Origin of the sequence: Spiroplasma syrphidicola EA-1 (assembly GCF_000400955.1) — a bacterium.
GTDB classification, from domain to species: Bacteria; Bacillota_I; Bacilli_A; order Mycoplasmatales; family Mycoplasmataceae; genus Spiroplasma; species Spiroplasma syrphidicola.
The window spans coordinates 368476-394192 of the sequence record NC_021284.1; the positions used below are offsets into that span (position 1 = coordinate 368476).

Annotated in this window: 19 protein-coding genes and 1 pseudogene; 18 read left to right on the forward strand and 2 right to left on the reverse strand. The window is 29.6% G+C overall.

Translation table 4 applies throughout. The features are described 5' to 3' along the window. Positions 1 to 16: 16 nt before the first annotated feature. From SSYRP_RS01715 to SSYRP_RS01750, 8 genes are all read left to right on the forward strand, one after another. Positions 17 to 4372, forward strand: a complete 4356-nt coding sequence (locus SSYRP_RS01715; protein ID WP_016340587.1) for a PolC-type DNA polymerase III — start codon at positions 17 to 19, stop codon at positions 4370 to 4372. Positions 4373 to 4444: 72 nt separating this feature from the next. Further along, a complete protein-coding gene (gene era, locus SSYRP_RS01720) occupies positions 4445 to 5338 on the forward strand; it encodes a GTPase Era (protein WP_016340588.1) in 894 nt (297 codons plus the stop codon). A gap of 2 nt (positions 5339 to 5340) precedes the next feature. Further along, positions 5341 to 6099: a DNA repair protein RecO gene (gene recO / locus SSYRP_RS01725; protein WP_016340589.1), complete on the forward strand. Its 759-nt coding sequence runs from the start codon at positions 5341 to 5343 to the stop codon at positions 6097 to 6099. Positions 6100 to 6153: 54 nt separating this feature from the next. Then, positions 6154 to 7521 (forward strand): glycine--tRNA ligase, encoded by a 1368-nt coding sequence (locus SSYRP_RS01730; protein ID WP_016340590.1) that lies wholly within the window; start codon positions 6154 to 6156, stop codon positions 7519 to 7521. A 21-nt stretch (positions 7522 to 7542) separates the two neighbouring features. Beyond that, on the forward strand, positions 7543 to 9456 hold the full coding sequence (dnaG, locus tag SSYRP_RS01735; protein ID WP_016340591.1) for a DNA primase: 1914 nt from the start codon (positions 7543 to 7545) through the stop codon (positions 9454 to 9456). A 5-nt stretch (positions 9457 to 9461) separates the two neighbouring features. Continuing rightward, positions 9462 to 10790, forward strand: coding sequence for a sigma-70 family RNA polymerase sigma factor (locus SSYRP_RS01740; protein WP_016340592.1), 1329 nt, complete (start codon positions 9462 to 9464; stop codon positions 10788 to 10790). A 13-nt stretch (positions 10791 to 10803) separates the two neighbouring features. After that, entirely contained in the window at positions 10804 to 11466 is a 663-nt protein-coding gene (locus tag SSYRP_RS01745; RefSeq protein WP_016340593.1) for a tRNA (adenine(22)-N(1))-methyltransferase, read from the forward strand. A 1-nt stretch (position 11467) separates the two neighbouring features. Then, on the forward strand, positions 11468 to 12217 hold the full coding sequence (locus SSYRP_RS01750; protein ID WP_016340594.1) for a Nif3-like dinuclear metal center hexameric protein: 750 nt from the start codon (positions 11468 to 11470) through the stop codon (positions 12215 to 12217). An 11-nt stretch (positions 12218 to 12228) separates the two neighbouring features. Here the strand turns inward: SSYRP_RS01750 and ispH are convergent, their stop codons facing one another. Next, positions 12229 to 13113, reverse strand: a complete 885-nt coding sequence (ispH, locus tag SSYRP_RS01755) for a 4-hydroxy-3-methylbut-2-enyl diphosphate reductase (RefSeq protein WP_016340595.1) — start codon at positions 13111 to 13113, stop codon at positions 12229 to 12231. Positions 13114 to 13263: 150 nt separating this feature from the next. Between ispH and SSYRP_RS01760 the strand changes: the two genes are divergently transcribed. The 7 genes from SSYRP_RS01760 to SSYRP_RS01790 all read left to right on the forward strand — a co-directional run bounded on the left by SSYRP_RS01760 (position 13264) and on the right by SSYRP_RS01790 (position 22831). Beyond that, a complete protein-coding gene (locus SSYRP_RS01760; protein ID WP_016340596.1) occupies positions 13264 to 15369 on the forward strand; it encodes a ligand-binding sensor domain-containing protein in 2106 nt (701 codons plus the stop codon). A 136-nt stretch (positions 15370 to 15505) separates the two neighbouring features. Continuing rightward, entirely contained in the window at positions 15506 to 15865 is a 360-nt protein-coding gene (locus SSYRP_RS01765) for a hypothetical protein (RefSeq protein WP_016340597.1), read from the forward strand. A 47-nt stretch (positions 15866 to 15912) separates the two neighbouring features. After that, entirely contained in the window at positions 15913 to 16626 is a 714-nt protein-coding gene (locus SSYRP_RS01770) for a hypothetical protein (protein WP_016340598.1), read from the forward strand. A gap of 73 nt (positions 16627 to 16699) precedes the next feature. Continuing rightward, positions 16700 to 18079, forward strand: a complete 1380-nt coding sequence (locus tag SSYRP_RS01775; protein ID WP_016340599.1) for a DEAD/DEAH box helicase — start codon at positions 16700 to 16702, stop codon at positions 18077 to 18079. A 123-nt stretch (positions 18080 to 18202) separates the two neighbouring features. Further along, complete coding sequence (locus tag SSYRP_RS01780) at positions 18203 to 20071, forward strand: ABC transporter permease (protein WP_016340600.1); 1869 nt, start codon at positions 18203 to 18205, stop codon at positions 20069 to 20071. Next, positions 20071 to 21066: an ABC transporter ATP-binding protein gene (locus SSYRP_RS01785; RefSeq protein WP_016340601.1), complete on the forward strand. Its 996-nt coding sequence runs from the start codon at positions 20071 to 20073 to the stop codon at positions 21064 to 21066. The genes SSYRP_RS01780 and SSYRP_RS01785 overlap by 1 nt, the downstream gene beginning before the upstream one ends. A 166-nt stretch (positions 21067 to 21232) precedes the next feature. Beyond that, positions 21233 to 22831, forward strand: a complete 1599-nt coding sequence (locus tag SSYRP_RS01790) for an MATE family efflux transporter (RefSeq protein WP_016340602.1) — start codon at positions 21233 to 21235, stop codon at positions 22829 to 22831. 12 nt (positions 22832 to 22843) lie between these two features. On the opposite strand, the gene SSYRP_RS01795 is transcribed toward SSYRP_RS01790, so the two are convergent. Further along, positions 22844 to 23950 (reverse strand): GNAT family N-acetyltransferase, encoded by a 1107-nt coding sequence (locus SSYRP_RS01795; RefSeq protein WP_016340603.1) that lies wholly within the window; start codon positions 23948 to 23950, stop codon positions 22844 to 22846. 225 nt (positions 23951 to 24175) lie between these two features. Between SSYRP_RS01795 and rplU the strand changes: the two are divergent. The 3 genes and pseudogenes from rplU to rpmA all read left to right on the forward strand — a co-directional run. Then, positions 24176 to 24469 (forward strand): annotated as a pseudogene (gene rplU / locus SSYRP_RS05250) (50S ribosomal protein L21); the annotation flags it as partial. Between the two features lie 278 nt (positions 24470 to 24747). After that, the gene (locus tag SSYRP_RS01805; RefSeq protein ID WP_016340605.1) at positions 24748 to 25062 is read left to right on the forward strand and encodes a ribosomal-processing cysteine protease Prp; all 315 of its coding nucleotides are present in this window, start codon (positions 24748 to 24750) and stop codon (positions 25060 to 25062) included. Positions 25063 to 25064: 2 nt separating this feature from the next. Beyond that, positions 25065 to 25349, forward strand: coding sequence for a 50S ribosomal protein L27 (gene rpmA / locus SSYRP_RS01810; protein ID WP_041611930.1), 285 nt, complete (start codon positions 25065 to 25067; stop codon positions 25347 to 25349). Positions 25350 to 25717 lie beyond the last annotated feature (368 nt).

Consider the following 25717-nt stretch of genomic DNA (forward strand, 5'->3'; position numbering starts at 1 on the left):
CAGGAGGACTAGCAAGATGGATCAACAATTAGAACGATTATTTTTAGCCAATAATTTAAAGTTTGATGACCAATATTTTATGGGGGCTAAAATTATTAAAAGTGAATATAGTACGACCGATAAAGTCTTTAAAGTAATCATTGCTGTCAATGATTTTTTGCCTGTTGATTTACTGCTAACTTTGGAAACAACATTGCTTAATAATTCGCAAATGCCAACCAAAGTAGGTTTTGAAGTTCTTAACAGAAGTTATCAATTAACCGACATTTTTAGCTATCTTGAATATATTCGCGTTAATAAATCAGAAGTTAAGCAAAGTTTTTTTGGAAAATTATCAAATGATCGGTTTACTTTAGTGGGGGAAGAATTATTAATTGCGGTTTACTCAGATAGTGAAAAAAAATTAGTAACAGAACATAGTATTTATTATCAAAAACAACTTCGTCGTTATGGTTTTGCCAATTTAACTTTAACTGTTAATCAAATTGAAACAGTTAATAATATTTTAGAACTTAATGAACAGGAATTACGCAAATATCAATCTTCCGCTTTAGCGTATGATGAAAAACAGCAAGATAATAAACCCTTAGTAACAGTTAAACCAAAGGTGGGAGGCTATACAAAAGCTAATCCACTTTCACCAACATATAAAAAGATTGTTGAAATTGATCAAGATACTCCTAATATTACGATTCATGGAGAAGTTTTTAATAAAGCACGAGTACAAACTGCTGCTAAAAAATATATTTATACAATTCAAATTACCGATAAAACTGATTCAATTGGGGTCAAATTTTTTTCGCGTGATGAACAACCAGATACAGCGATTGAAGAGTTAAAAAATGGTGATTGAATTAGTGTTTTTGGGGATATTCGTTATGATACTTATGCTAATGAACAAATGCTGTTTGCCAAAAAAATCACTAAATTAGAGGAAAAAAATGCCGAACGCCAAGATACAACTCCGGAAAAAAGAGTGGAATTACATTTACATACCAAAATGAGTACAATGGATGGTTTAATTGAAATTCCTAGTTTATTTAAAACCTTAAACAAATGAGAACATCAAGCAGTTGCTATTACAGATCATATTAATGTTCAAGCCTTCCCTGAAGTTTATAATACAAGTTTAAAATATCCCAATCTAAAGGTAATTTATGGGGTTGAAGCTGATGTTTTAGATAATAAAGTTTGATATGTTAAAAATCCTCACCATCATAATTTGAAAACAGCAAAATATGTTATTTTTGACTTGGAAACAACTGGTTTAAGTAGTGAGTATGATGAAATTATTGAATTTGGGGCAGTTGTTTATGATAGTAATACCGGTGAAAAAAAGGTTGTTAATCATTTATTTAAACCCTCAAAACCAATTTCACCTTTTACAACAGAATTAACGGGAATTACAAATGATCTTTTAGTTGATAAACCTAGTTTTATTGATAGCATTGATGATATTCTAGCTTATTTTCAAGATGCAATTTTAATTGCCCATAATGCCGAATTTGATATGGGATTTATTCAGTCATGGTTGCAAAAAGCGAACCGTCCAACAATTGATAATACGGTAATTGATACTTTACAATTAGCACGAATCTTAGAACCAAATCTAAAAAATTATCGCTTGGGAACAATTGCTCGTTGTTATAATGTTATTTATAATGAAGAAATTGCTCACCGTGGGGATTATGATGCTAATGTTTTATCAGAAATTTATGAATATCAATTACGAAAATTAACATCAGACTATAATATTACCTTTGATGATGAAATTGATCAAATTCATCAACCTTTAATTTATAATAAATTACGACCAAAACATGTTACGATTTTAGCAAAAAACCAACAAGGGTTAAAAGATTTATTTACGCTCGTTACTGAGGCTCATACAAAATATTTTTATGGTTCGCCAAAATTATTAAAAGATTGTCTTGCTCCTGTCCGAGCTAATTTATTAATTGGTTCAGGATGTGTTAATGGGGAAATTTTTGAGTTAGCCCGTAACAAATCAAAAGAAGAATTGCGATTAGCAATAGGTTTTTATGACTATATTGAAGTTCAACCGTTAAGTGTGTATAAACATTTAATTCAAATGGGGGATTTAACCCAAGAACGTTTAGAAATAATTGTTAAAGATATTATTACCATTGCAAAAGAAATGAATAAAATTGTTGTAGCAACGGGTGATGCCCACTATTTAAATCCTGAAGATAAAATTTTCCGGGAAGTATATATTCATGCAAAAGGAATTGGGGGCAAAGCCCATCCATTATATGACTATAAGCAACGGGTAAAAGATTATCCAGAACAATTTTTACGTACAACAGATGAAATGTTAAATGAATTTCAATTTTTACAAGACGAAAAGTTAGCCTATGAATTAGTTGTTACTAATTCAAAGCTAATTGCCCAACAAGTTGAAAAAGTGCAAGTCATTAAAGATAAACTATATACTCCTAAAATTGAAGGTAGTGATGAGTTATTACGAGCACTATGTTATAAAAATGCTCATCAAATTTATGGCGAACAATTGCCAGCAATTGTTGCTGAACGGTTAGAGCGAGAATTAACAGCAATTATTAAACATGGTTTTGCTGTTATTTATTGAATTGCTCATAAATTAGTTGATAAATCGCTCCAAGATGGTTACTTAGTTGGATCACGGGGAAGTGTTGGAAGTAGTTTCGTTGCAACAATGAGTAATATTACTGAAGTTAATCCGCTTCAACCCCATTACTTATGTAAAGAATGTTGCTATAGCGAATTTATTACTGATGGTAGTGTTCGCTGTGGTTATGATTTACCAAATAAAGTTTGTCCAAACTGTCAGCATCAATTATTTGGGGAAGGACATGATATTCCGTTTGAAACTTTCCTAGGGTTTGAAGCTGATAAAGTTCCCGATATTGATTTAAATTTTTCGGGGGAATACCAACCAATTGCCCATGATTTTACAAAAGAAATGTTTGGCGAAAAAAGCGTTTATCGTGCCGGAACAATTTCAACAGTTGCTGAAAAATCAGCTTATGGATATGTTAAAAGTTATTTTGAATTAAAAAATGCTTTACATTTAAAACGCAAAGCGGAAATTGAACGAATTGCGAAAGGATGTGAAGGGGTTAAACGAACAACTGGCCAACACCCCGGAGGAATTGTTGTTATTCCAAATGATTTTATTGTTGAAGAATTTACCCCAGTTAATTTTCCTGCCGATGATGTTAACTCAACGTGATTAACAACTCACTTTGATTTCCATGCTATTCATGATAATGTTTTAAAATTAGATATTTTAGGCCATGTTGATCCCACCGCATTACGAATGCTCCAAGATTTAACTGGGGTTGATCCAAAAACAATTCCAACAAATGACCCAAATGTTTTGAGTTTGTTTTGCAATTTAGATAGTTTAGCAATTACCCCTGATGATTTAAATGGCGAAAAAACCGGGGCAATTGGAATTCCTGAATTTGGGACAACTTTTGTCCGTAAAATGTTATTAGATACAAAACCACAATCATTTGCTGACTTAGTTCAAATTTCAGGGTTGTCACATGGAACCGATGTTTGATTAGGGAATGCCCAAGAGTTAATTCGGAACCAAGGTGTTAAAATTTCTGAGGTAATTGGTTGTCGTGATGACATTATGGTTAATTTAATTTATAAAGGACTACCAGCAAAAACAGCTTTTAAAATTATGGAAGATGTCCGAAAAGGAAAAGGCTTGCTACCAGAATATCAAGCCTTAATGTTAGAACACAATGTTGAACAATGATATATTGATTCATGTAATAAAATTAAATACATGTTTCCTAAGGCCCATGCAACAGCTTATGTTTTAATGGCTTGACGGGTAGCATGATTTAAAATCAATTATCCAGCGGAATATTATGCAACATATTTTTCAACGCGAACAGATGTTTTTGATATTAAAACAATCTTAAAAGGCCCTGAAACAATTAAACAAGTTGTTCAGGATATCCAACAACGGATGGATGTTAAAGATTTTAATTTTCAAAATAAACCATCGCAAAAAGAAAAAGATTTAATTCCAGTTTATGAAGTGGCCTTGGAAATGTATGGGCGGGGAATTAAAATGTTAAATATTAGTTTAGAAGATAGTGATAATAAAAATTTTAAAGTTGTAAAAGATGAAAATAATAATAAAATGATTTTACCACCATTTTCAGCGATTGATGGTTTAGGAGAAGCTGTTGGGGAAAGTATTATCCGCGCGCGATTAGAAAAACCTTTTATCTCAATTGCTGATTTACAAAAACGAACTAATATTACCAAAGCACATATGCAATCTTTTGAAGATTTAGGAACTTTAAATCATTTATCATTAGATGATCAAATTTCATTTAATTTTTAAGGAACGAACTATTCTTTCGGACTTTGTTTTATAATTAAAATAGTAGTAATACTCAGAAAAGGAGACATAATTATGGAAACTAAATCAGGATTTGTGGCAATTGTTGGGCGACCAAATGTTGGAAAATCAACGTTATTAAATAGTCTATTAGCCCAAAAGGTGGCAATTGTTTCGCCAAAAGCGCAAACAACTCGTAATCGGATTCAAGGAATTTATAATGATGATGAAGCGCAAATTGTTTTTATGGATACCCCTGGAATTCATAGTGCTCATCATGCAATGGGGAAATTTATGAACAAAGTGGCATTATCGTCAACAAAAGCCGCGGAGGTAATTTTGTTTTTAGTCCCAGCGAATGAATATATTGGTCAAAATGATCATTTTATTTTAAAGGCCTTAAAAGAGCGTAATGTTCCGGTAATTTTGGTAATTACTAAAATTGACTTGGTAACTAATGACCAGTTACTAGAAAAAATTGCTGCTTGAAAAGAACTTTATCAGTTTACTGAAATTATTCCAATTTCAGCTTTAAAAAATAATAATACTGACCGCTTATTAACGATTTTAAAAAGTCATTTAGAAGTTGGGCCAAAATATTATCCTGATGAAATGATTAGTGATCAACCAGAATTATTTTTAATTCGCGAAATTATTCGTGAGAAAATTCTTTTTTTAACGGAAGAAGAAGTCCCTCATAGTGTCGCAATTTTAATTGATAAATTAGAAGAAAAACCAACCCTATTAAAAATTATTGCCTCAATTTGTGTTGAACGTGATTCCCAAAAAAAAATTATTATTGGTAAAGGGGGGCAATTAATTAAAAAGATTGGAACGCAAGCTCGCGAAGAGCTAGAACAAATTTTAAATACAAAAATATATTTAGAATTATTTGTTAAAGTAGTTGATAAATGACGTGATAAACCATCAATGATTGCTCGCTTAGGATATAACAAAGAGAGTTACTAAGAATGGCTAATACTTTACAGGGACTTGTGATTAGTAAAATTAATTATAATGATTATGACCAAATTATCACAATTTTTTCGCGTGAAGAAGGGAAACTAAGTTTTTATGCCCCTGGGGTTCGAAAGGCAATTTCAAAAAACCAGTTTTCATTACAGTTATTTGCCACGAGTGAGTTTGAACTCTTTTTGTCCTACCATAAGAATAAAGTTAGTAAATTAAAAACTGGTGTTTTAATTAAAGATCGTAATTTATTAGCAAAAGATTATGATGATTATTTAGTTGCAACCTTAATGGTGGAAGTGCTTGACCAGGTAATTGAAGAGCGAACTGGTGATGATGAACTATATAATTTAATTACCAATAGTTTAGACCGGTTATTAAATAACAGTGATAATTTAATTATTGTAATTTTCTACTTATTTAAAATGCTGAAATGATATGGTTTACGTTGAGATTTTAGTAAATGTCAACGTTGTCACAAAAAAGAGGGAATTAAGACAATTTCTTTTATTGATCAAGGCTTGCTTTGTAGGGGTTGCATTACTGAAAAAGATTATCTTTTTTCAATTGGATTAATAAAAGAAATTATTTTATGACAAGACCACCAATTTACCGTCACAGCTTTTGATAATAAAACATTTGTGACAAATCAGGAATTAATGCTTTTATTTAAAATGCTATGTGAGTATTATTTAAATGTTGTTGGTATTTTTTCATATAGTATTAAAGAAATGGCTGACAAATCAATTTATTTTAAATAACAGCGCATAACATAGTATAATAAATCAGAAGGAATAGAATGGAGTTATTTTTAAATGAAATATTCGTTAGAAGAAGTTGTTAATCATCTTAAGACCCAAGGGTTTGTTTTTCCAGGAAGTGAGATTTATGGTGGTTTAGCTAATGCCTGGGATTTTGGTCCGTTAGGAATTGAAATTATTCGTAAATTGAAAAATTTATGATGAAAGTTTTTTGTCACAAAATCAAAATATAATGTTGGTTTAGATAGTGCAATTTTAATGAACAATAATGTTTGAAAAGCATCAGGGCATCTTGGCAATTTTTCTGACCCATTGTTAGATTGTAAAAAATGTCAAACAAGAATGCGCGCTGATAAGTTAATTGAAGAAAAATATCCTAACATTAATTGTGGGGGTTGAGATAATAAACAATTAACTGATTTTATTAACAACGAACAAATTGCTTGCCCACACTGTGGCGCGCATGATTTTACTGATATTCGTCAATTTCAATTAATGTTTCAAACAAACCAAGGGGTTTTGCAAGATGAAAAATCAATTGTCTATTTAAGACCAGAAACAGCCCAAGGAATTTTTGTTAACTTTAAAAATATTCAACGTTCATTGCGAAAAAAATTGCCATTTGGAGTTGGCCAAATTGGGAAGTCATTTCGAAATGAAATTACCCCTGGAAACTTCATTTTTCGTACGCGTGAATTTGAACAAATGGAATTAGAATTTTTCTATGATCCCGCTGATCAAACTGACTGATTTAGTTACTGAGTTCAACAAGTTAAAATTTTTTTAACAACAATCGGTTTAAAATCAGAGAATTATGTATTACGTGAGCATGACCCGAAAGAATTAGCCCATTATGCGAAAAGAACAATTGACATTGAATATAAATTTTCGTTTGGACAAGGGGAGTTATGAGGAATTGCTGACCGTGGCGATTTTGATTTAAAAAGTCATAGTGATTATAGTCATCAAAATTTAAGTTATCTAAATCCAGAAACAAACGAAAAAATTATTCCACATGTCATTGAACCTTCAGTGGGGGTTGGTCGTTTATTGTTAGCTTTATTAGCTGATAGTTATGAAGTTGAAAAAATTGGTGAAAATGATAGTCGGGTAGTTTTAAAATTATCACCATTATTAACACCATATCAAATTGCTGTTATTCCGTTAAGTAAACAATTGAATGAACAAGCATATCAATTGTATGAAACATTATTAAACGATTTTGATTGTACCTATGATGAAACAGGAAACATTGGTAAGCGTTATCGTCGTCAAGATGCAATTGGAACGCCATATTGTATTACCTATGATTTTGATAGTTTAACAGACAACGCAGTTACAATTCGTGATCGTGATACAATGGAACAAATTCGTCTGGCAATTAGCGAATTACCAGCTTATTTAAAAGAACATTTAAAATAACCAAAAAGAGGTGAGAACGTAATGGCCTTAATTAGTAATGAAAAAATTGAATCAATTCGTTCAAAAGTAAGTATTGTTGAAGTTTTATCAGAATATTTACAGTTAGAAAAACGGGGGCGAAATTTTTGGGCAGTTTGTCCATTTCACCAAGATTCCCATCCATCAATGAGTATTTCACCAGAAAAACAAATTTATCGGTGCTTTGCTTGTTCAGCGGGGGGGAATGTTTTTACTTTTCTGCAAGAATATAAAAATATTTCTTTTATTGAAGCTTTGAAAATTGTGGCGGAAAAAGCCAATGTTTCATTAACCGAACTCCAAAATTACCAAGAAGTTTCTCGTTATAGTGAGGAAGATAAAAAGATTTTTGCCATTAATGAATTGGCAAAAACCTTTTTTATGAATAATTTACAAACAAAAAAGGGACTCCTTGCTAAACAATATTTAGAAGAGCGTGATATTACCAATGAGGATATTTTGGCTTTTGACTTAGGTTATGCTGATAGTAACAGTCAAAGTTTATATAATTTTTTACTAAAAAAAGGTTATACAATTAATGAAATTGAACAAGCGGGGTTAGTGAATATTAATGGAAAAGGACAAATCTATGATTATTTTAATGATCGTGTAATGTTTCCAATCCATGATGATGAAAATAATATTATTGGTTTTTCTGGTCGTTTAGTGCAGGAAAAACCTAATTTACCAAAGTATTTAAATACTTTAGAAACAAAAGTCTTTAAAAAAGAACAAGTAATGTATAATTTCTACCGGGCAAAACCATTTATTAAAAAAAGTGGTAATTTGATTTTGCTTGAAGGTTATATGGATATTATTAGTTTAAACCGCATTGGAATTAAAAACACGGTTGCGTTAATGGGGACTAATTTAAGTGATTATCATATTAACGCAATGAAGAAAGTAACGCCAGAGTGTATTATTTTCTTAGATGGAGATTTACCAGGGGTTAAAGCAAGCTTAAAAGCAGCTGGGAAATTACTGGTCAATAATTTTAAAGTAAAAGTTGTTTATAATGAAACTGGTAAAGACCCTGATGAATTAGTTAAAGCCGGGGAAGAAGAATTTATTACTAAGATTATTACTGGCGCTAATTATCCAGTTAATTTTGCTATTAATTATTTTAGGGACAAATATAATTTGGAAGATGCCAACGAACTTGCTGAGTTTTTAACAATAGTTGGGAACTTAGTTAAAGTAATCCCTGATCCAATTGAAAAGGAACTCTCAATTAATAATTTAGCAAAAGTAACAAAATTATCGCCAACAGCAATTGCGGCAAAAATTGACAATTTAAAGAGTAATTTAAAACCAGTTAGTACAAAAGGGTCAAGCAAACCACCTGTGGTGGGGACAAAAACCTCTGCGCCAAGGGAGAAGGCAAATTATTTTATTCCCGATGAGCCTTCATCTGTGGAACCAATTAACCCACCAACTTCAAATGAAATTATCTTGTCTTGAAAGCCTTATCGGATTAAAAACTTAAAACGTTACACCTTAGCGGAAGAGAAAATGATTCTTCAACTATTATTTTCCCGGCAAGCAATGAATTTTTATCAGCTGAAAATTGGGGCATTAAATAATAATAATTATCGTTTAATTGCAAATGATATAATTGATTATTATAATAGACATTTAGCCGAAGAAAGTGTTAATATTAATATGTTGTGTGATGAGATTAATGACGGGCAGCTGAATGCAATTTTAATGACAATTCTTAATAAATCAACACTGAAAACTAAATATAATAAAAAAGCATTAGAGGATTATGCAATTCTAATTAATGATTATGCAAATGAAAAAGAAATTGAAATATTGCGGAAAAAAATGACTGAAGCAAGTACACTTGAGGAAAAACAAGTGATTTCCAATGAAGTTGATAATTTGAATCAACGATTAAAATTTAAGAAGGGGTAGATAAAATGGAATTAACAAAAAAAGAAGTTAAGGATATGCAAACATTTGAGGAATTCAAAGAATATGTTAGCAAATATCTGGAAGAAAATAATAATGAAATTGAACAAGAAAAATTATTAAGTTTAATTAATGATCATTTTGAAATTGATGATAACGATGTTGACGAATATTTTGAGGAATTACTAAGCAACGGAGTTGATTTTAGCGATGTGACAGGAATCGAAGAAGTTGAAGAACAACCAGAAAAACCAGTAAAAAAAGCGGCAGAGGAAAAAATTAAATATAAAGTTGGGGGAATATCAAACGAAACTAAAATTCAAGATATTATTAAAGCTTATTTTAATGTCCTAGGAACAAGTAAGATTTTAACGCGTGAAGAAGAGATTAAATATGCTAAAATGCTTGAATCAAAAGATGATGAAGAACGCAAATATGGTCGTGACAAATTAATTACTTCAAACTTAAAATTAGTTGTTTCGGTGGCCAGAAAACATTTAAACCGGGGATTAGATTTTTCGGATTTAATTGAAGAAGGTAATATTGGTTTAATGAAAGCCGTTGATAAATTTGACTATAAACGTGGGTTTAAGTTTTCAACTTATGCAACATGATGGATTCGTCAGGCAATTACCCGCGCAATTGCTGACCAAGCCCGAACAATTAGAATTCCTGTTCATATGGTCGAAACAATTAATAAATTAACAAGAATTGAGCGTCAGTTAACCCAAGAGTTAGGTCGTGAACCAAGTTTTGATGAAATTGCTGAAAGAATGGGGCAAGGAATGACTGGGGAAAAGGTTCGGGAAATTAAAAGATTATCAATTGAACCAGTATCATTAGAAAAACCAATTGGCGATGAAGATGATACCCATTTTGGTGATTTTGTTGATGACAAAGATATTTTTACCCCTGATGAATATGCGGAAAAAGAATCATTACGGGAAGTAATTGACGAAGTTTTTCATGAAATTTTATCAGCACGAGAAGAAAAAGTTATTCGTATGCGTTTTGGGATTTTACCAACAAAATTACGAACAGTGTTACGCCTAGCAAAAGAATGTGAAGATGAAACCTTCCCAGAGTTAGTTCAAACAATTAAAACGCTTGATATTCACTATGATACTCCAATTGAAAAAGTTCAGAGTCGTAAAAACAAATTAATTGATAAACATTTATCAAAATATGATTCACCAAAAACTTTAGAAGAAGTAGGGCGGGAATTTAAAGTTACAAGAGAACGAATTCGTCAAATTGAAGCTAAAACAATTCGCAAATTTAAACCAAATCAAGCAACATCAAAAGCAAAAGTATTAAAAGATTTCTTTAAAGGATAAGGTGGGGAACACTATGACTAAATTATCAGAGCGTTTATTGTTAATCGCCAAGCAAGTTAATAATAAAGATATTATTTGTGATATTGGGACAGACCATGGTTTAGTACCAATTTATTTAGCGAAAGGTAATTTAATCACAAAAGCATATGCTTGCGATATCGCACCAAAGCCGCTTCAACAAGCAATTGACAATATTAAAAAATATGACGTTGAAGAAGTTATCACTCCAATTTTAGCTGATGGCTTAAATGGGGTTAAAGGGATAAAAATTGATTCATGTATTATTGCCGGGATGGGAAGTAGTACTATTTTTGATATTCTTCAAGAAGATCAAACAACAATTGGTCGTTATATTTTTTGTCCAAATGATGATCCTTATTTATTACGTCAATGGGTTAAAGACCAAAAATATTTTATTGAAAAAGAACTATTAATTAAAGAAAATAATTATATTTACGAAATTATTGTTGTTAATAAAGTGGCCGGTCACAAAGTCAAATCACAAAAAGATATTGCCTTTGGTGTTTTATTACACAAAGAGCAAAGCGCTTTATTTAATGAAAAGTGATTATTAAAAAGTGATTATTATCAAACCTTATTGGGGCAATTACCAGAAAAAAGTCAGCGTTATAAAGAATTAAAAAAGAAATTAAAATTAATTAATAAGATGATTTAACATGCAAGCGAAAGAAATTTTTAAAATAATTGAAGCTGACTTCCCCTTGCGATGAGCAGAAAAATGAGATCATTGTGGGCATCAATATGGTAAGCAAACAATTGCTGTTAATAAAATCATGGTGGCCCTTGATTTGACAACAGCAGTTATTAACGAGGCAATTAAAACAAAGGCTAATTTAATAATTACGCATCATCCTTTTGTTTTTGAAAAATTAAAAAAAGAACAAAAGGTACCCTATAAAAATAAAATTTTTAAGTTATTAGATGAAAATAATATTATCGTCTATGCAACGCATACTAATTTTGACGGTAAAATGAATGAAGCGATTTTAGCAACCCTAGCGGGAGAAGAGATTCATAGCTTTACAAAAAATGATCATATCTTAAAAGTGGCGACAATTAACACAACCGCTAACCTAATTAGTGATAATTTAAAAAACCTTTTTGAAATTGATGTTGTTCAACATAATCTGCCAGATTTTAATCAGAAAATTTCAACAGTAGCCATTTGTGCTGGGGCGGGAGGTAGTTATCTTAATAGCCTACCTGCGGAAATTGATTTATTTATTACTGGCGAAGTAAAATGAACTGAGTGAGTAATAGCTAATGAAAAAAACTTAAATGTTATTTGTTTCAATCATTATATGGAAAATTACTACACAAAAATTTTTACCCAATATTTAATCGAAAAATTTCCGGACTTAACAATTAGCTCCTATAAAATAAAAAACATTATTAACTACCGATAATAATGTTTTTTTTATTGCTCTTCTAAATATTTAATTACTTCTAATTGGATATTACTTGGTGTTGATGCTCCAGCTGTTACAGCAACAGTATTAATATTTTCTAATCATTGCGCTTTAATATCATTTTTATCATTAATCCGGTAAGAAGGAATATTTTTGCGTTCTCCCATTTCCACTAACTTTAAAGTATTATTACTACGTTTATCACCAACAACAAGTAGTAAATCAATTTGATCTGAATCTAATGCCAAAACCGCGTTTTGTCGTTCGAGAGTAGCATTACATAAATCATTTTTAAATTCAATCATTTGTTGTGGTAAACGGTTTTTAATATTAAGAACAATATCTTCAATATCAATTTTTGATAAAGTTGTTTGGTTAGTGATGAGGATTTTCTTGGTGTGATCAAGTTTTGGAATAATTGGTTCAATTTCAGCAACGGTTGTTACTAAATGAATTAGGGGGCTAATTGATAAAATCGCATTTGTTTCAGGATGGTGAGTTTTACCAATAAAAATAATTTCATAGTCTTTTTTTGCTAAATATTCGCGAATTAAATCTTTTGTTGCTGTAACTCATTCACATTCGGTATCTACTATAATAATATTTTTTTGCGCAGCTAAAGTTTTAATCCGTTCATCACTACCATGCGCTGAGAGGATAACTACACTATTATTTGGTAAGTTTGCTAATAAGTCCAAGCGGTTTTGTTTATAATCATTAATTGGAATAATTCCTAAATCAATGATTTCTTTAACTACATGTTGATTATGGACTAAATAGCCCAGCATAAAAATCTCTTTATCTTGATATTGCTTAGCCGCATCTTTTGCTCATTTAATTGACTTAACAACTCCCAAGCAATAACCGCGAGGGGTAACTTTAATAACATTCATTTTTCACCATTTATTTCTTAATTTTATTTAATCATAGCATATTTTTTAGGGGAAAAATAAATCTCTTTTAATTATTTTTTTAAAATAATTTGCTCTTTTTATAATGCTTTGGTATAATCTTTACCACTAATATTATTTTAGGAGAACAAAATGAAAAACAAAATGCAAGGTTTTTATGAAAAAATGTGTGCGAAGTGTCAAGCACGTTTTAAACAATTAATTTTATATATTAGAAAGAACTTACCAGAACTATTAAAAGAATTACAATTATTTAAATGTGTTATTGATAAGGAACGTAAGATTGGTGATGATAAAGGGATTACGCCATTAGCACTGATTAATTGTCAAAATGATTCTTATGTTTTTCTATGAAAAAATAATCTTTTTACTAATACTGTCCCAAAATTACCAATTACCAACGATGCAATTGTGTTATCACAAGAAACAATTGATAATATCACAAACAATCAAAAACAAAAGTTAAGTAATAATAATAATAATAATAATAATAATAATGAATTGTTACCAAGTGATTTTTTTACTGTGCCAACTATTATTAATAGCCAAAAAAATGATAATATCAATCGTCACTTAATTGATTTAAAGAGAAATATGGTAATCATGAATCAAAGACATTATCTTGATACTAATAAAACACGAAGACTTATTGTTATTTTTGGCTTAGTATTTTTATTAATTTTTGCTAGTTTTTCTGGTTTTTTAGGATGATATTTTTTACATACTACTCCAAATATTTCTAATCCATTACCTGAACAAATCCCAAGTCGTATTAATTTAGAACAGCATTTGCAAGAAAATCAATTAGCAGTGATTGAAGATAATCGTGAACAAACTATTTTAACAGCAGCTAAAGTTAAGAATAAAAATTTGGTGGTTGAAGATTTATTAGTAAAAGAAATTAGTGAAGATCGAGCAACAATTTATGTAAAATCTTCAAGTAGTATTTATAGTTTTAGTTCAACTGTGATTGTTCATTTTGCTGCTCAAAAACTTACACTTAGTACACATATTAAAATTTCAAATTTTACAACGCCAGTTGAAGATTTAAATAAAGAAATTATGTTAGAAAAGATTAAAGCCGAAAACTCATTATTATCAAAAGAAAAAGTAGAAATTAATGCAGTTTCAAATATTGGTACTGGGGGGACTCTTTTAGAAGCAGTTTTAGCTGCTAAGGCTAATAATGGTTATTATCTTGAGGATGAAGAACTAAAAATATATTTTAGTACGACAGGGATAAAACAAATTTCCGATGATTTAGAAAAAATTAATATTGGTGATCTGTTAGAAAGAGAAGAGGAACTAATTATCAAAGCTGTTTTTGCCGCAAATCCAAATTTGATTCAAGAAGAAGTTATGATTTTGGCAGATTCAATTACAGCAACCCAAGCAATTGTAGTAGCAAAAGAAGATAGCGTTTTTTATGTTCCAAATAGTCAGCAAATTGTTCATTACAGAATTTTTAATGCCAGCATTGGAACAGAGCAAGTATTAGTAAACAGTGAATTTAATGGCCAAGGAATTTTACCAACTAAAATAATAATGACATCTGATAATAAAATTATTTTTGGGACTAGTGAGGGAATTTACGAATTAGATTCAGAAGGGAAAATTATTAAAAAACTATCAGATCTTTGAGTTAATATGATGTTACAAATTACTGAAAATGAATTTTTGGTTTTTGATGATAAAAGTATCTTACATAAAGTATTTTTAGATGGAAAACCATCGGAACATTTAACTAACGATGAGCAATTTAACGATGAAATTACAAGTTTAATTAAATTGCAAGATGAAAGATTATGAGCAGTTGGAAAGCATAATCAAATATATCAATTAAATCAATCAAATTGGAATGATGTTACCAAAATTGATACTGGGATTACTAGTACAAAATGAAACTCGGTACTATTTCAATTGGAGAATGGAACTATTTTATTCTCAACTTATATTGATAACGATACTAAAATTTTTGAATTAGATTTAGATGGAAACATTGTTAAAACAATATTAGACAAATCAATTCCCGTTATTACAGAGTTTATTTATTTTTCCGAAGATAAATTCATTGCTTTAGGATTTGAATCACAATTATTACATTTAAATGCTGATGGATCTTTTAAAGAGTTAGCTGACATTAAGGAAGATTTTTATACTTGTGGCATTAAGTTAAATAATGGTAAAATTTGAGCTGCTTCTGTTACTGGAACAATTTGAGAATTAAATAGTAATTAATTCTTATAAATCAAAATAAAATTTAAGAAAAATTAATTAATTTATTATTTTAAAACTTTTAATTAATTTTTAAAATAATTGCTAAAAAAATTATATAATTATATTATATAGATTAAGATATAAAGGGGATTTAAGAATGGCAGCTATCAAAGAAAAGCAAAAAATGACAAAAGAAATGTTTGATAAAATTCAAAGAGCAAAATGATTGGAAATTAAAAATGATGCAATTGCTAAGGCAACACCAGCAATGTTAATTTCAATTAATCGTAAAACAGGGGTAGTTGAAAGTAAAAATTTTAAAGATTATCGTGAAAAAGATGGTTCAGCAGCTTCAGGGATTTTTCGAGCAGAAGATTTAATTGCCGATCGTTTAGGAAAAAAACCAAGTAGTGTAAAAAAAACTAGTACGGTAAAAAAATCAAATACTATTCCAGCGCAAGTAGTTTCAAAGGCTAAACCAGCCAAAAAAGTAACTGCTAAAAAACAAAAAAACTAAGTAATTAGCAAAAAACTTAATTTCTAAAATTAGAGAGAAGGAAAAAAATGAAATCATTTGGTAAATGAGGGATTTCAATTATTTGGACAATTCCAATTATAATTTTAATTTTATGTTTAACCTTTTTAGCACTCCCATATTCGGGATACTATTGAGATAATAATAGTGATTTACCAACTAATATTAATCAAATTCATACTTTTAGTGGTAATGGTTTTCAATTAATTCAACAGTTAGGCTTTCCAACTGTTTTAAAATTAGCAAATACTGGAACTTTTGCTTGAGGATATAATGCAACATTTATTTTTGAAGGTAAAACTTATAATATTTTAGAATGAGCACAAAGTTATTCAAATGAAGCTGGTGTAATTGACTGATTAAACATGGAATTAACAACAGGGTTAAACTTTGCCGCTTTAGTTGGGGGATTATTAACAGGAATTATTGTTGCTGTCCCAGTTTTATCTCTGATTGCGAGTTGAGTAACAGTTAAGTTATATCGGGCAATGATTTGTCAGTATTCAATTGAGTATATTGATGCAAAGAATAGTTTACAAAAAGCCAATAAAGGAAGCAAAAAAGAAATTAGGAAAGCTAAAAAAGCCTTTAAAAAAGGAATTAGTAATAAAGACAAATTACTAGATGTTGAAAAATATTGGGCAGAAATAATTATTGAACGAAATAATGTTTTTATTAAAGAAAAAGCCTTTTATGAAGAACAATATAAAGCTAGTAAACTTTTATTGAAAAGAAAAAAATAAAAAATGAAATTAACCTAATTTCATTTTTTATTTGCTATAATTTTTAATATATCAGAAATTGAGGAAGAAAATAATGGGGCAATTTAGTAGTTTCGGATTAAAAAAATTTTTAAATGATGGATTAGTTGATCTAAAATTTTCAGAACCAACTTTAGTGCAAGAACAAGTAATCCCATTATTACAGAAACATCAAAATGTTATTTGTTTAGCTAATACTGGTACTGGAAAAAGTCATGCTTTTATTTTGCCAATATTAAATAATTTAGATTATCAGCTAAATCGGATTCAAAGTGTTATTGTAACGCCAACTCGAGAATTAGCTAAACAAATTTATGAAAATATTCGTTTTTTTAAAACATACCAACCAGAATTACAAGTTGGTTGTTTTATTGGAGGGGAAGATATTAAGCGGCAAGTTGAGCAGTTACAAAAATCTCAACCACAAATTATTGTGGTAACCCCAACACGGTTAAAAGATCTTTTTCTAGCAGATGCGTTAAACTTTGGAAAACTATCATCATTTATTATTGATGAATGTGACATGATTTTTGATTTAGGGTTTATTGATGATGTTGATTATATTTTAAGTAAAGTAAATAATGATGTTAAAGTTTCTGTTTTTTCCGCAACAATTGCTGAAGCATTAAAACCATTTTTATTAAAATATTTAAAAAATCCCCATTTTATTGATGTAAATAAATCAACGGTAACTAACCAAAATATTGAACATGTTTTAATTCCGACAAAACATCAAGATCGTGGGAAGGTCTTGTTAAAAGTTTTAGCCACAATTAATCCATATTTATGTATAATTTTTGTTAATCGCCGTGAAGAAATTCCTGGTTATTTTGATTTACTCCGTGAAAATGGTTATTCAGTTTGTCAATTACATGCTGGGTTAGAACCACGCTTACGAACACAAATGGTTAAACGAATTAAAAATCTGGAATTTAAATATGTTATTGCAACCGATGTTGCAGCACGGGGAATTGATTTAGATGGGGTTAGCCATGTTATTTCAATTGATTTACCAAATAATCTAGAATACTATATTCACCGTAGTGGTCGAACTGGACGGGGGCAGTATACTGGTAAAAGTTATGTCTTATACGATACGAAAAACTTAAATTTAGTTAAACAATTAGAACAGTGAGGGATCACTTTTGAATATCAAAAATGAAATAGTAGTAATGAATTAGTAACTATTAACCTTGAACCAGTTCGGAAAAAATATCAACCACAAACAACAACAAATGAAGTTAATAAAATTATTAATCGCTATAAAACAAAAAATAATAACAAAAAAGTTAAACCAGGTTATAAGAAAAAACGTAAAGAAGAAATTGATAATTTAACTAAACAAATCCGCCGGGAACATATTAAAAACTCAATTAAAAAAATAAAAAAAGAAAAGGCCAAAGAACGGGGCAAAAAATTATTTGATAAAGATTAGAAAAACAGATACAATCATTTTGAGTGTTAATAAAATTAGCACATAGTAAAACTATTTTTAAACTATTTTATGAAATATTATTAATTATTAATAATTAATAATTAAAAAAGAGAGGAAATCAAAATGAATCATTCAGTTTTAAAGAACAAAAATCAAAAAACATCGAAGTTCCAAGAAAAACTTAAGAATGCTTTTTCATTAAAAATTTTTCGTTATAGTTTAATTAAAATGTTAAAGTCACCGTCAACCTATGTCCTTTTAGCAATTACAATGGTTACAAATGCCATTTTAGTTTTAGCCTTTACGGGTTTTTCAAATTCTGGTAGTAATTTAAATAATGCTATAAACGAACAATTAACATTTTATTTGTGGATTTTCTTTATTTTTTATTTTTCTTTTACAGCAATGTATATAGGTTTTAAATCGGTCCAAATTATTCGGGACGAATTAGATGATGGAACATTATTAATTATGGCGTCTTTACCAATTACTCGCTTTAAAATGATTTTTGAAAAATGATTATCATTACAATTAATTTGTTTAGGTTATGCAATTATTGTATTATTTATTCCACCTTTATTTGGTTATGTTACTGGTGAATTAGGGCAGTTATTAACTAATGCGATATATAGTGCTTTACCATATATGTTTTTAACAGCAATTATTATCCAATTTTTATTATCAAGTGTTGCTATTTTATTATCGTTAATAATTGGTAGCAAAGGGGTAATTGGAATTCTTTTTATCCTAGGATTTTTATCATTAATTGGTGCCTTGGGGCCTTTTATTTATAATGTTTCAAATAACAGTAATCCAAGTTCAATTTTTTTATCATTTACATCTGATTCTGCTAAAAAGAAAATTTCATTAAATAGCACAAACAAAAATGTCTTTAAAAATATGACAGATATTCGGGGTTGAGATATTTGAAACCTTAACAGTGACGGTTTAACACTTAAAAATTCTAGTAATTGAGGAAACTTTTCCTTAAAATATGATTTAACCAATATTAATAAGGAAGCTCAGAAAATTATTGCTGAAAAACCTAATGTTTCATCGGAAGGATATCGAACATATATTTTAACTAATGCTAGTACTTATCCTTTAATGAATAATCTTGTTAGCGATCATGAATTAACAATAGATAACGTTAGTTTACCAAAATACAGTGGGGGTCAAAATTTTACAATATTAGAAAATGATAATTTGGGAATCAATTTATTATCTAATTTTTATGAAAATGTTAAAACTAAAAAACCAGTTACTTTATCATGAAAAAATAATGTTGTTGGTGATTTAGGAATTAAAAATTTTGATACAACTAATATTACAACCCCAGAAGACAAAGCAATTCTACAACTAATGAATGAGTGATATCAAAAGGAACTTTTTACTCCAAACTCAAAAAATTATTCTGTCAAAAGATTAATTGACTTATATGATATATCAAAACAAATTACAGGGACAACTTTCGGTAATTTATTTGACTTAGTATCTAGTTCTTTAAACCCACCATATGAAAGTAACAATTCAAAAGGATTATATTTTAATGATTTATCATTAAATACAATTCATTATTTTACTAATAATCTAATATCAGAAATTTTAAGACCAATCCAAAGTTTTGGTAAAACCAATAATGATATTGACAATGTTAATAAGGCAATTGACAAAATCAAAAAACAAGAATTAAGTTATCGTTTAATGGGATACTTAAACATTTGGCAACAATGAATGGTAATGTGAACAGGAAACAAAGGAACTAATGGGTTTTTGCCAATGTTACCATTAAATAATTTTTTAACTTCACAATTATACCCAGTAAAATATCAATCTGGTAGTGATATTTTTACAACTTATTCTATTGGTGCTAATTTTGCTGCTCCAGTTGAAATTGTCAATTTACCAGTAATGATTTCCGTTTATACCATTTTTAGTCTTGGTATAGCTGCCTTATCAGTATGATCAATTACTAGAAAGGATTTTGTTTAATGATGAAAGCGCTATTTAAAAAAAAGGTTAATAATATTAACCCTAATCCAGAATTAGCAATTGAAATTAAAAATTTTACCAAAAAATTTAAAAAATTTACCGCAGTTGATAACATTAATATTAGCGTTAAAAAAGGTAAAATTCATGGGTTTATTGGTCCTAATGGTAGTGGTAAAACAACCACAATTAAATCTTTAATTGGAGCGATTATTGCGACAAATGGCGAATTTTATATCAATGGTTTAGAAGCAACTTCTGTTGATGCCAAGAAAACAATTGGTTATATTCCTGAAAATGCTCGTTTTCCGAAGCATTTAAAATCTTTAGAGTATTTAGCTGAAATGGGATATTTACGGGGAATTCCTTATAAAGAAGCAAAAGCAAAAGCCCGCAAAATTTTAGTTAGTTTAAATTTAATTAAGTTTAAATCAAAAAATCCTAATACGTTTTCATCAGGGATGAAAAAGAAAATTCTGTTAGCACAAGCTTTAATGGCCGATCCAGAAGTTTTGATTTTAGATGAGCCAGCTGCTAATTTAGATCCAACAGCGCGCCAAGAATTATTTAATGATTTAATCAAATTACGTGATCAGGGTAAAACAATCTTAATTTGTTCGCATATTTTATCGGAGTTACAAGATATTGCCGATGAAATTACGATTTTAAATTATGGAAAAGTTGTCTATTATGGCGAAGTTATTAATGCTTCACATAATTACTTTCAATTCACGGTAATGGAACCAGAAATGCTAGAAAAATTGGGTCAAGAAATTAAAAAATTGGGCTATGAAATTATTCACCAATTTGCTGATTCTTATGTTATTAAATTAAATGATACAAAAAATGAAATTAAACGGATTGCCTTTGCCGCTTTTGAACAAAAAATTATTTTAATTGGGATTCAACCATACTTTACTAATATTACAAAAATTTATGATGATGTTGTTTTCTCAAATAATAAGAACTTTGGTCAGGCATCAGCCTTAGTTTCATAATACAAAATATTTTAAAAAATCTTTAAATAATGATTTTTTCCGATATAATAATGGTTGGAAGATATAAATCAATTTAAAGATTTTTTTATTGATGGTATAAACCATTTTTCAGCATTTATGAAGAAAATGCAAACAGATATTTACAACAAAAAGGAGGAACAAAATTGTGACAACAGTTTTAACAAAACGTGAACAAACGCTACGTTATGAAAAACCTTGAAAAACCATTTTAATTTTTTGTTTGCCAACCGTTTTTTTAATGATTGTGCAAGGGCTATACAATATTTTAGATAAAAGTTTAGCCCAAGTCTTTGCGGCACCAGATGCAATTCATAATCAATACTATATTGATATGTATAATCAAATGAAGGGGACATTGGTAAATGAAATTCCCTTAGCTGATATGCGCTCATTTATTAATGTTGCAACACAATATGCTTCACAAACATATAATTTATTGTGAGCTTTTAGTGTTATGTTTGGGATGGGTTGTGCAATGAATTTCTCAATTGCTTTTGGGAAACGTGATACTCATAAAATGCAAGAGTTATCAGGAAATGCTTTTGCGGTAACAACATTATTCTCAATTTTAATTTCTTTTATTATTTTTAGTCTCGTTTATCCTGGATGAGGAGCAGTTTTTATTACTTCTCAAATGGGGTCACATTTTAATCCAATTACCCAAGCATTATGTTGAAATTATACAATTCCAATGTTATTAGCAACACCAATGATGTTTTTAAGTTATTACTTTATTTCATTAATTCGTAGTGAAGGACGAATGAAATGAGTAATGGCAATGGTTGTTAGTTCATTAGCAATTAATGCCGGGGTCGCAATTTTCTTTATGCGCGTTGTTCATTTAGAAATGGCTGGAGCCATGTTAGGAACAGTTTTTTCATGAATTGTCCAAGTAATTTGAGGATTTTTCATTGTCTTTAAAACAAAAGATAGTTATGCCAAATTTACCTGAGCTAATTTAGTTAATATTAAATTAAACAATATTTGGCAGTTTATGCGGGCAGGATTCCCAAACTTTATTATTAATGGGGCAATTGTGATTACTTCATATGTTTCAACAATGTTAGTTGTTCAATTACCAAATCAAGATTTTAATGATGGGGTTTCGGTCTTACAAGAATTGTACTCTTCAATGGTACCGTGAATGACCTTGATTTTATCGGCGGGAATTGGGATGACGCAAGGATCAAGAACAATTTTAGCTTATAATTTTGGCGCCGAAAAATACCAACGGATTTGACAAATTTTAAAACGAGTTAGCATCATTATCATTGCCTGATTTGTTTTAATGTTAATTGTTATCATTTCATTTGGACAGCAAATGATGGAATTATTTGCCTTTCCCCATGAATATGCTGTGCAATATCGTTGATGAATTGTTATTAACTTTGCAACGTATCCATTTTGTGGGTTTACCTATATTGCTTTAACATTATTCCAAGGAATTAATCGTTCATTCTTAGCAACACTTACAAGTAGTTTACGAACAGTGATTGTTATTTTACCATTAATTGGGATTGGTTATGCTGTTAGTGTTAAAACTGGGAACCCAATCTTCTTCTATATTTTTATTGGTCTAACCGATCTTTGTTCGGCGGCGATTATTATTCCAATTTTAGCCTACTTTTGGTTTAAATATCGGACAAAACTGATTGATAAACCAGATGATTATGAACATGATCAAATTAGCGAAACACATCATCTTAGAAAAACAAAGAAAAACTTGGTTAACCCGAAAGAATAGGGACCAAGTTTTTTATTGTTCACTAATAACAACTCAACGTTCTTTGGCTGAAAAGTGATAACATTTTTTATGATAGTTATTAATACTAAAGTTTGGTAAGTTTGTTAAAGTAGTAATGTACTGCGGATCTTCAATTTTTTCCTGACATTTTTCACAGACAATATTATTAACCATTGCCAATAAACTATCTTTTTTAACAACTTGTAGTTTTTTCAGTTTTCCTTTACTAATTTTTGTGGCAATTTGTTCAAGGTTACTTTTACTAGTTTTTGTTACATATTCGGTTAAATAAAGCTTAATCGGGCGAAAACCCATTTTTCGGTAAAGATTATAACCTTGTGGAGTCGCAATTAAACCGACTAAGTCATAACCATGGGAAACGGCACGATGTAAGAGATGATTAATCATTTTCTTTGCCAACCCTTGGTGACGAAAATCAGGGTGCGTAGCGATATCATCGATAATAACAAGGTCTTTTTCAAAATAAATGTTTCCTGTTACTGCTGGTTGGTCATTTTTATATAATAAATCAATTTCCGCAACATCATCATCTTTATTTAATTTTAATAATGTTTTATAAAATAAATAATCTCAACTTTTTGGTCCCATTGCTGCTTTAAGAATGTTACTAAAGTCATTTAATCTTTTTTTATTATTAACTCGTCGGAATTTAATCGTTTGATCATCAACATTTTTCTGTTGTTTTTTCAATTTTTTAACATCCATAATCATCCCAATTAAGTTATCATTTTGAACTAACCCAATTGATTCAAAAAACTGGTTTTCTTGGATATCAATTTTATCCCGAATTGTATATCAAATAAAATCAAGGTCATTATCAACATAATCTTGGACTAATTCTTTTACCCGTTCAGCATCTTCTTGATAATCTAACTGGGTACTAATGGCAATCGTATATTTTGACCCTTCATCACTAATAATATCGGACATATAGATTTCATTTTCATGGTCAATTAGCTCATTTTTTAAAGTTTGATCAATAAAAGGGTTAGTCATATAACGCACAAAATTTTGGGCTAATTGGGTTGCTTCAACCGCCCCTTTGAACTTGAACATTCGTTTTACTTTATAATTTAACCGGTATTTTTTCCGCCTCATACTTGTTTGTTTCTCCCATGCTAGTTTATATGTTTTATTATAGCCCAATCTAATCTGATTTGGTGAAAAAATAAAAAAAATAAATATCTTATTGTATTTTAACGAGATATCGTTATAATTAATTATGGTTGTTTCAGTTTCAACCGCTCTTTGACTTTTAAGTACCAAAAGGATTTGAAACACGAATCTACTTACTAGGCGAGTATAAACTGGAGGTGTAAATAAATGTTTGCAATTATTAAAACTGGTGGAAAACAAATTAAAGTATCACAAGGTGATGAAATTTTTGTAGAAATGTTAACAGGTGTTGAAGGAGATAAAGTTCGTTTTGACGAAGTCCTAATGATTGATGGGAAAATTGGTTCACCAACAATTAAAGGGGCTGCTGTAACGGGGGTTATTATGAAGCAAGGAAAACAAAAGAAAATTGTTGTCTTTCATTATAAACCAAAGAAAAATGTTCATAAAAAATATGGGCATCGTCAACCGTATACAAAAGTTAAAATTGAAGAAATTTCTTTAACAGGAGCTAGTGCAAGTAAAACAGCACCAGCAGCAAGTTCTGCCCCAGCAGCCCCAAAAGCTGCGCCGGCTGTTAAACCTGCTGCTGAGGTAAAACCGGTAGGGGAAAAAGTCGCAGAAGCTAAACCAGCAACTGTGTCAAAACCCGCAACCGCTAAACCAGCAGCGCCAAAAACAACAACTACAACAGCAAAACCAAAATCACCAAGTACGACAGCTGCCAAAACAACAGCTGCTAAAAAACCAGCAGAAGACAAAAACACAGATAAATAAAGATGATAAAGATTAATTTTATAAAAACTGAAAATAAAATTAAAAAAGTTGAAATTACCGGGCATGCCTTACAAGCCGAATCAGGAAAAGATCTTGTTTGTGCCGCTGTTACAGCAATTTCAACAGGAACTTTAAATGCAATTGATCAAATCAAAGAACATAGTTGTAATTTTACAATTGATGATGGGTTAATTGTCATTGAAGTATTAAATGATGATGATATCTTGCAGATAATCTTACAAACAATGTATTATCAATTGTTAACGATATATCAACAATATCAAACGTATATCCAACTAAAGGAGGTCGAACAATAATGATGAAATTTTTATTAGGATTGCAATTATTTGCTTCTAAAAAAGGAGTTGGGTCAACTAAAAATGGTCGTGACTCACATTCAAAACGTTTAGGAGCAAAAAGAGCAGATGGTCAAGCAATTCATGCTGGCTCAATTATTTACCGTCAACGTGGAACAAAAGTTCACCCAGGGGTAAATGTTGGACGTGGTGGAGATGACACATTATTTGCTTTAATTGATGGTGTTGTTAAATTTGAAAAATTTGGAAAAAATAAAACAAAAGCATCAGTATATCCAAAAAATTAAGATAATTATTTAAAAACAATAACTTTAAAAGTTATTGTTTTTGTTTTTTTTTCATTAAAAAATCAAAGGAAAAAATGAATTTCAAATTAGTAATATAGATAATAATAGTATTAATTCTTTATGGTATAGTTGTTTTTATTCAAATATTTATTATAATTATTATGACAAGATTAGAGGAGTAATTACGATAAATAGTTACAGAGAGTTAATGATTGCTGAAAAATTAACCTATTAATGTAATGAAGGTTGCTAATCTGATAATTTAATATCTTAAATTAAGATAATAAAATTTTTATTTTATTAAAATCAGGATGGTACCGTAGTTATGCAAATAATTGCTCCTATTATTTTTTAATAGGAGTTTTTTA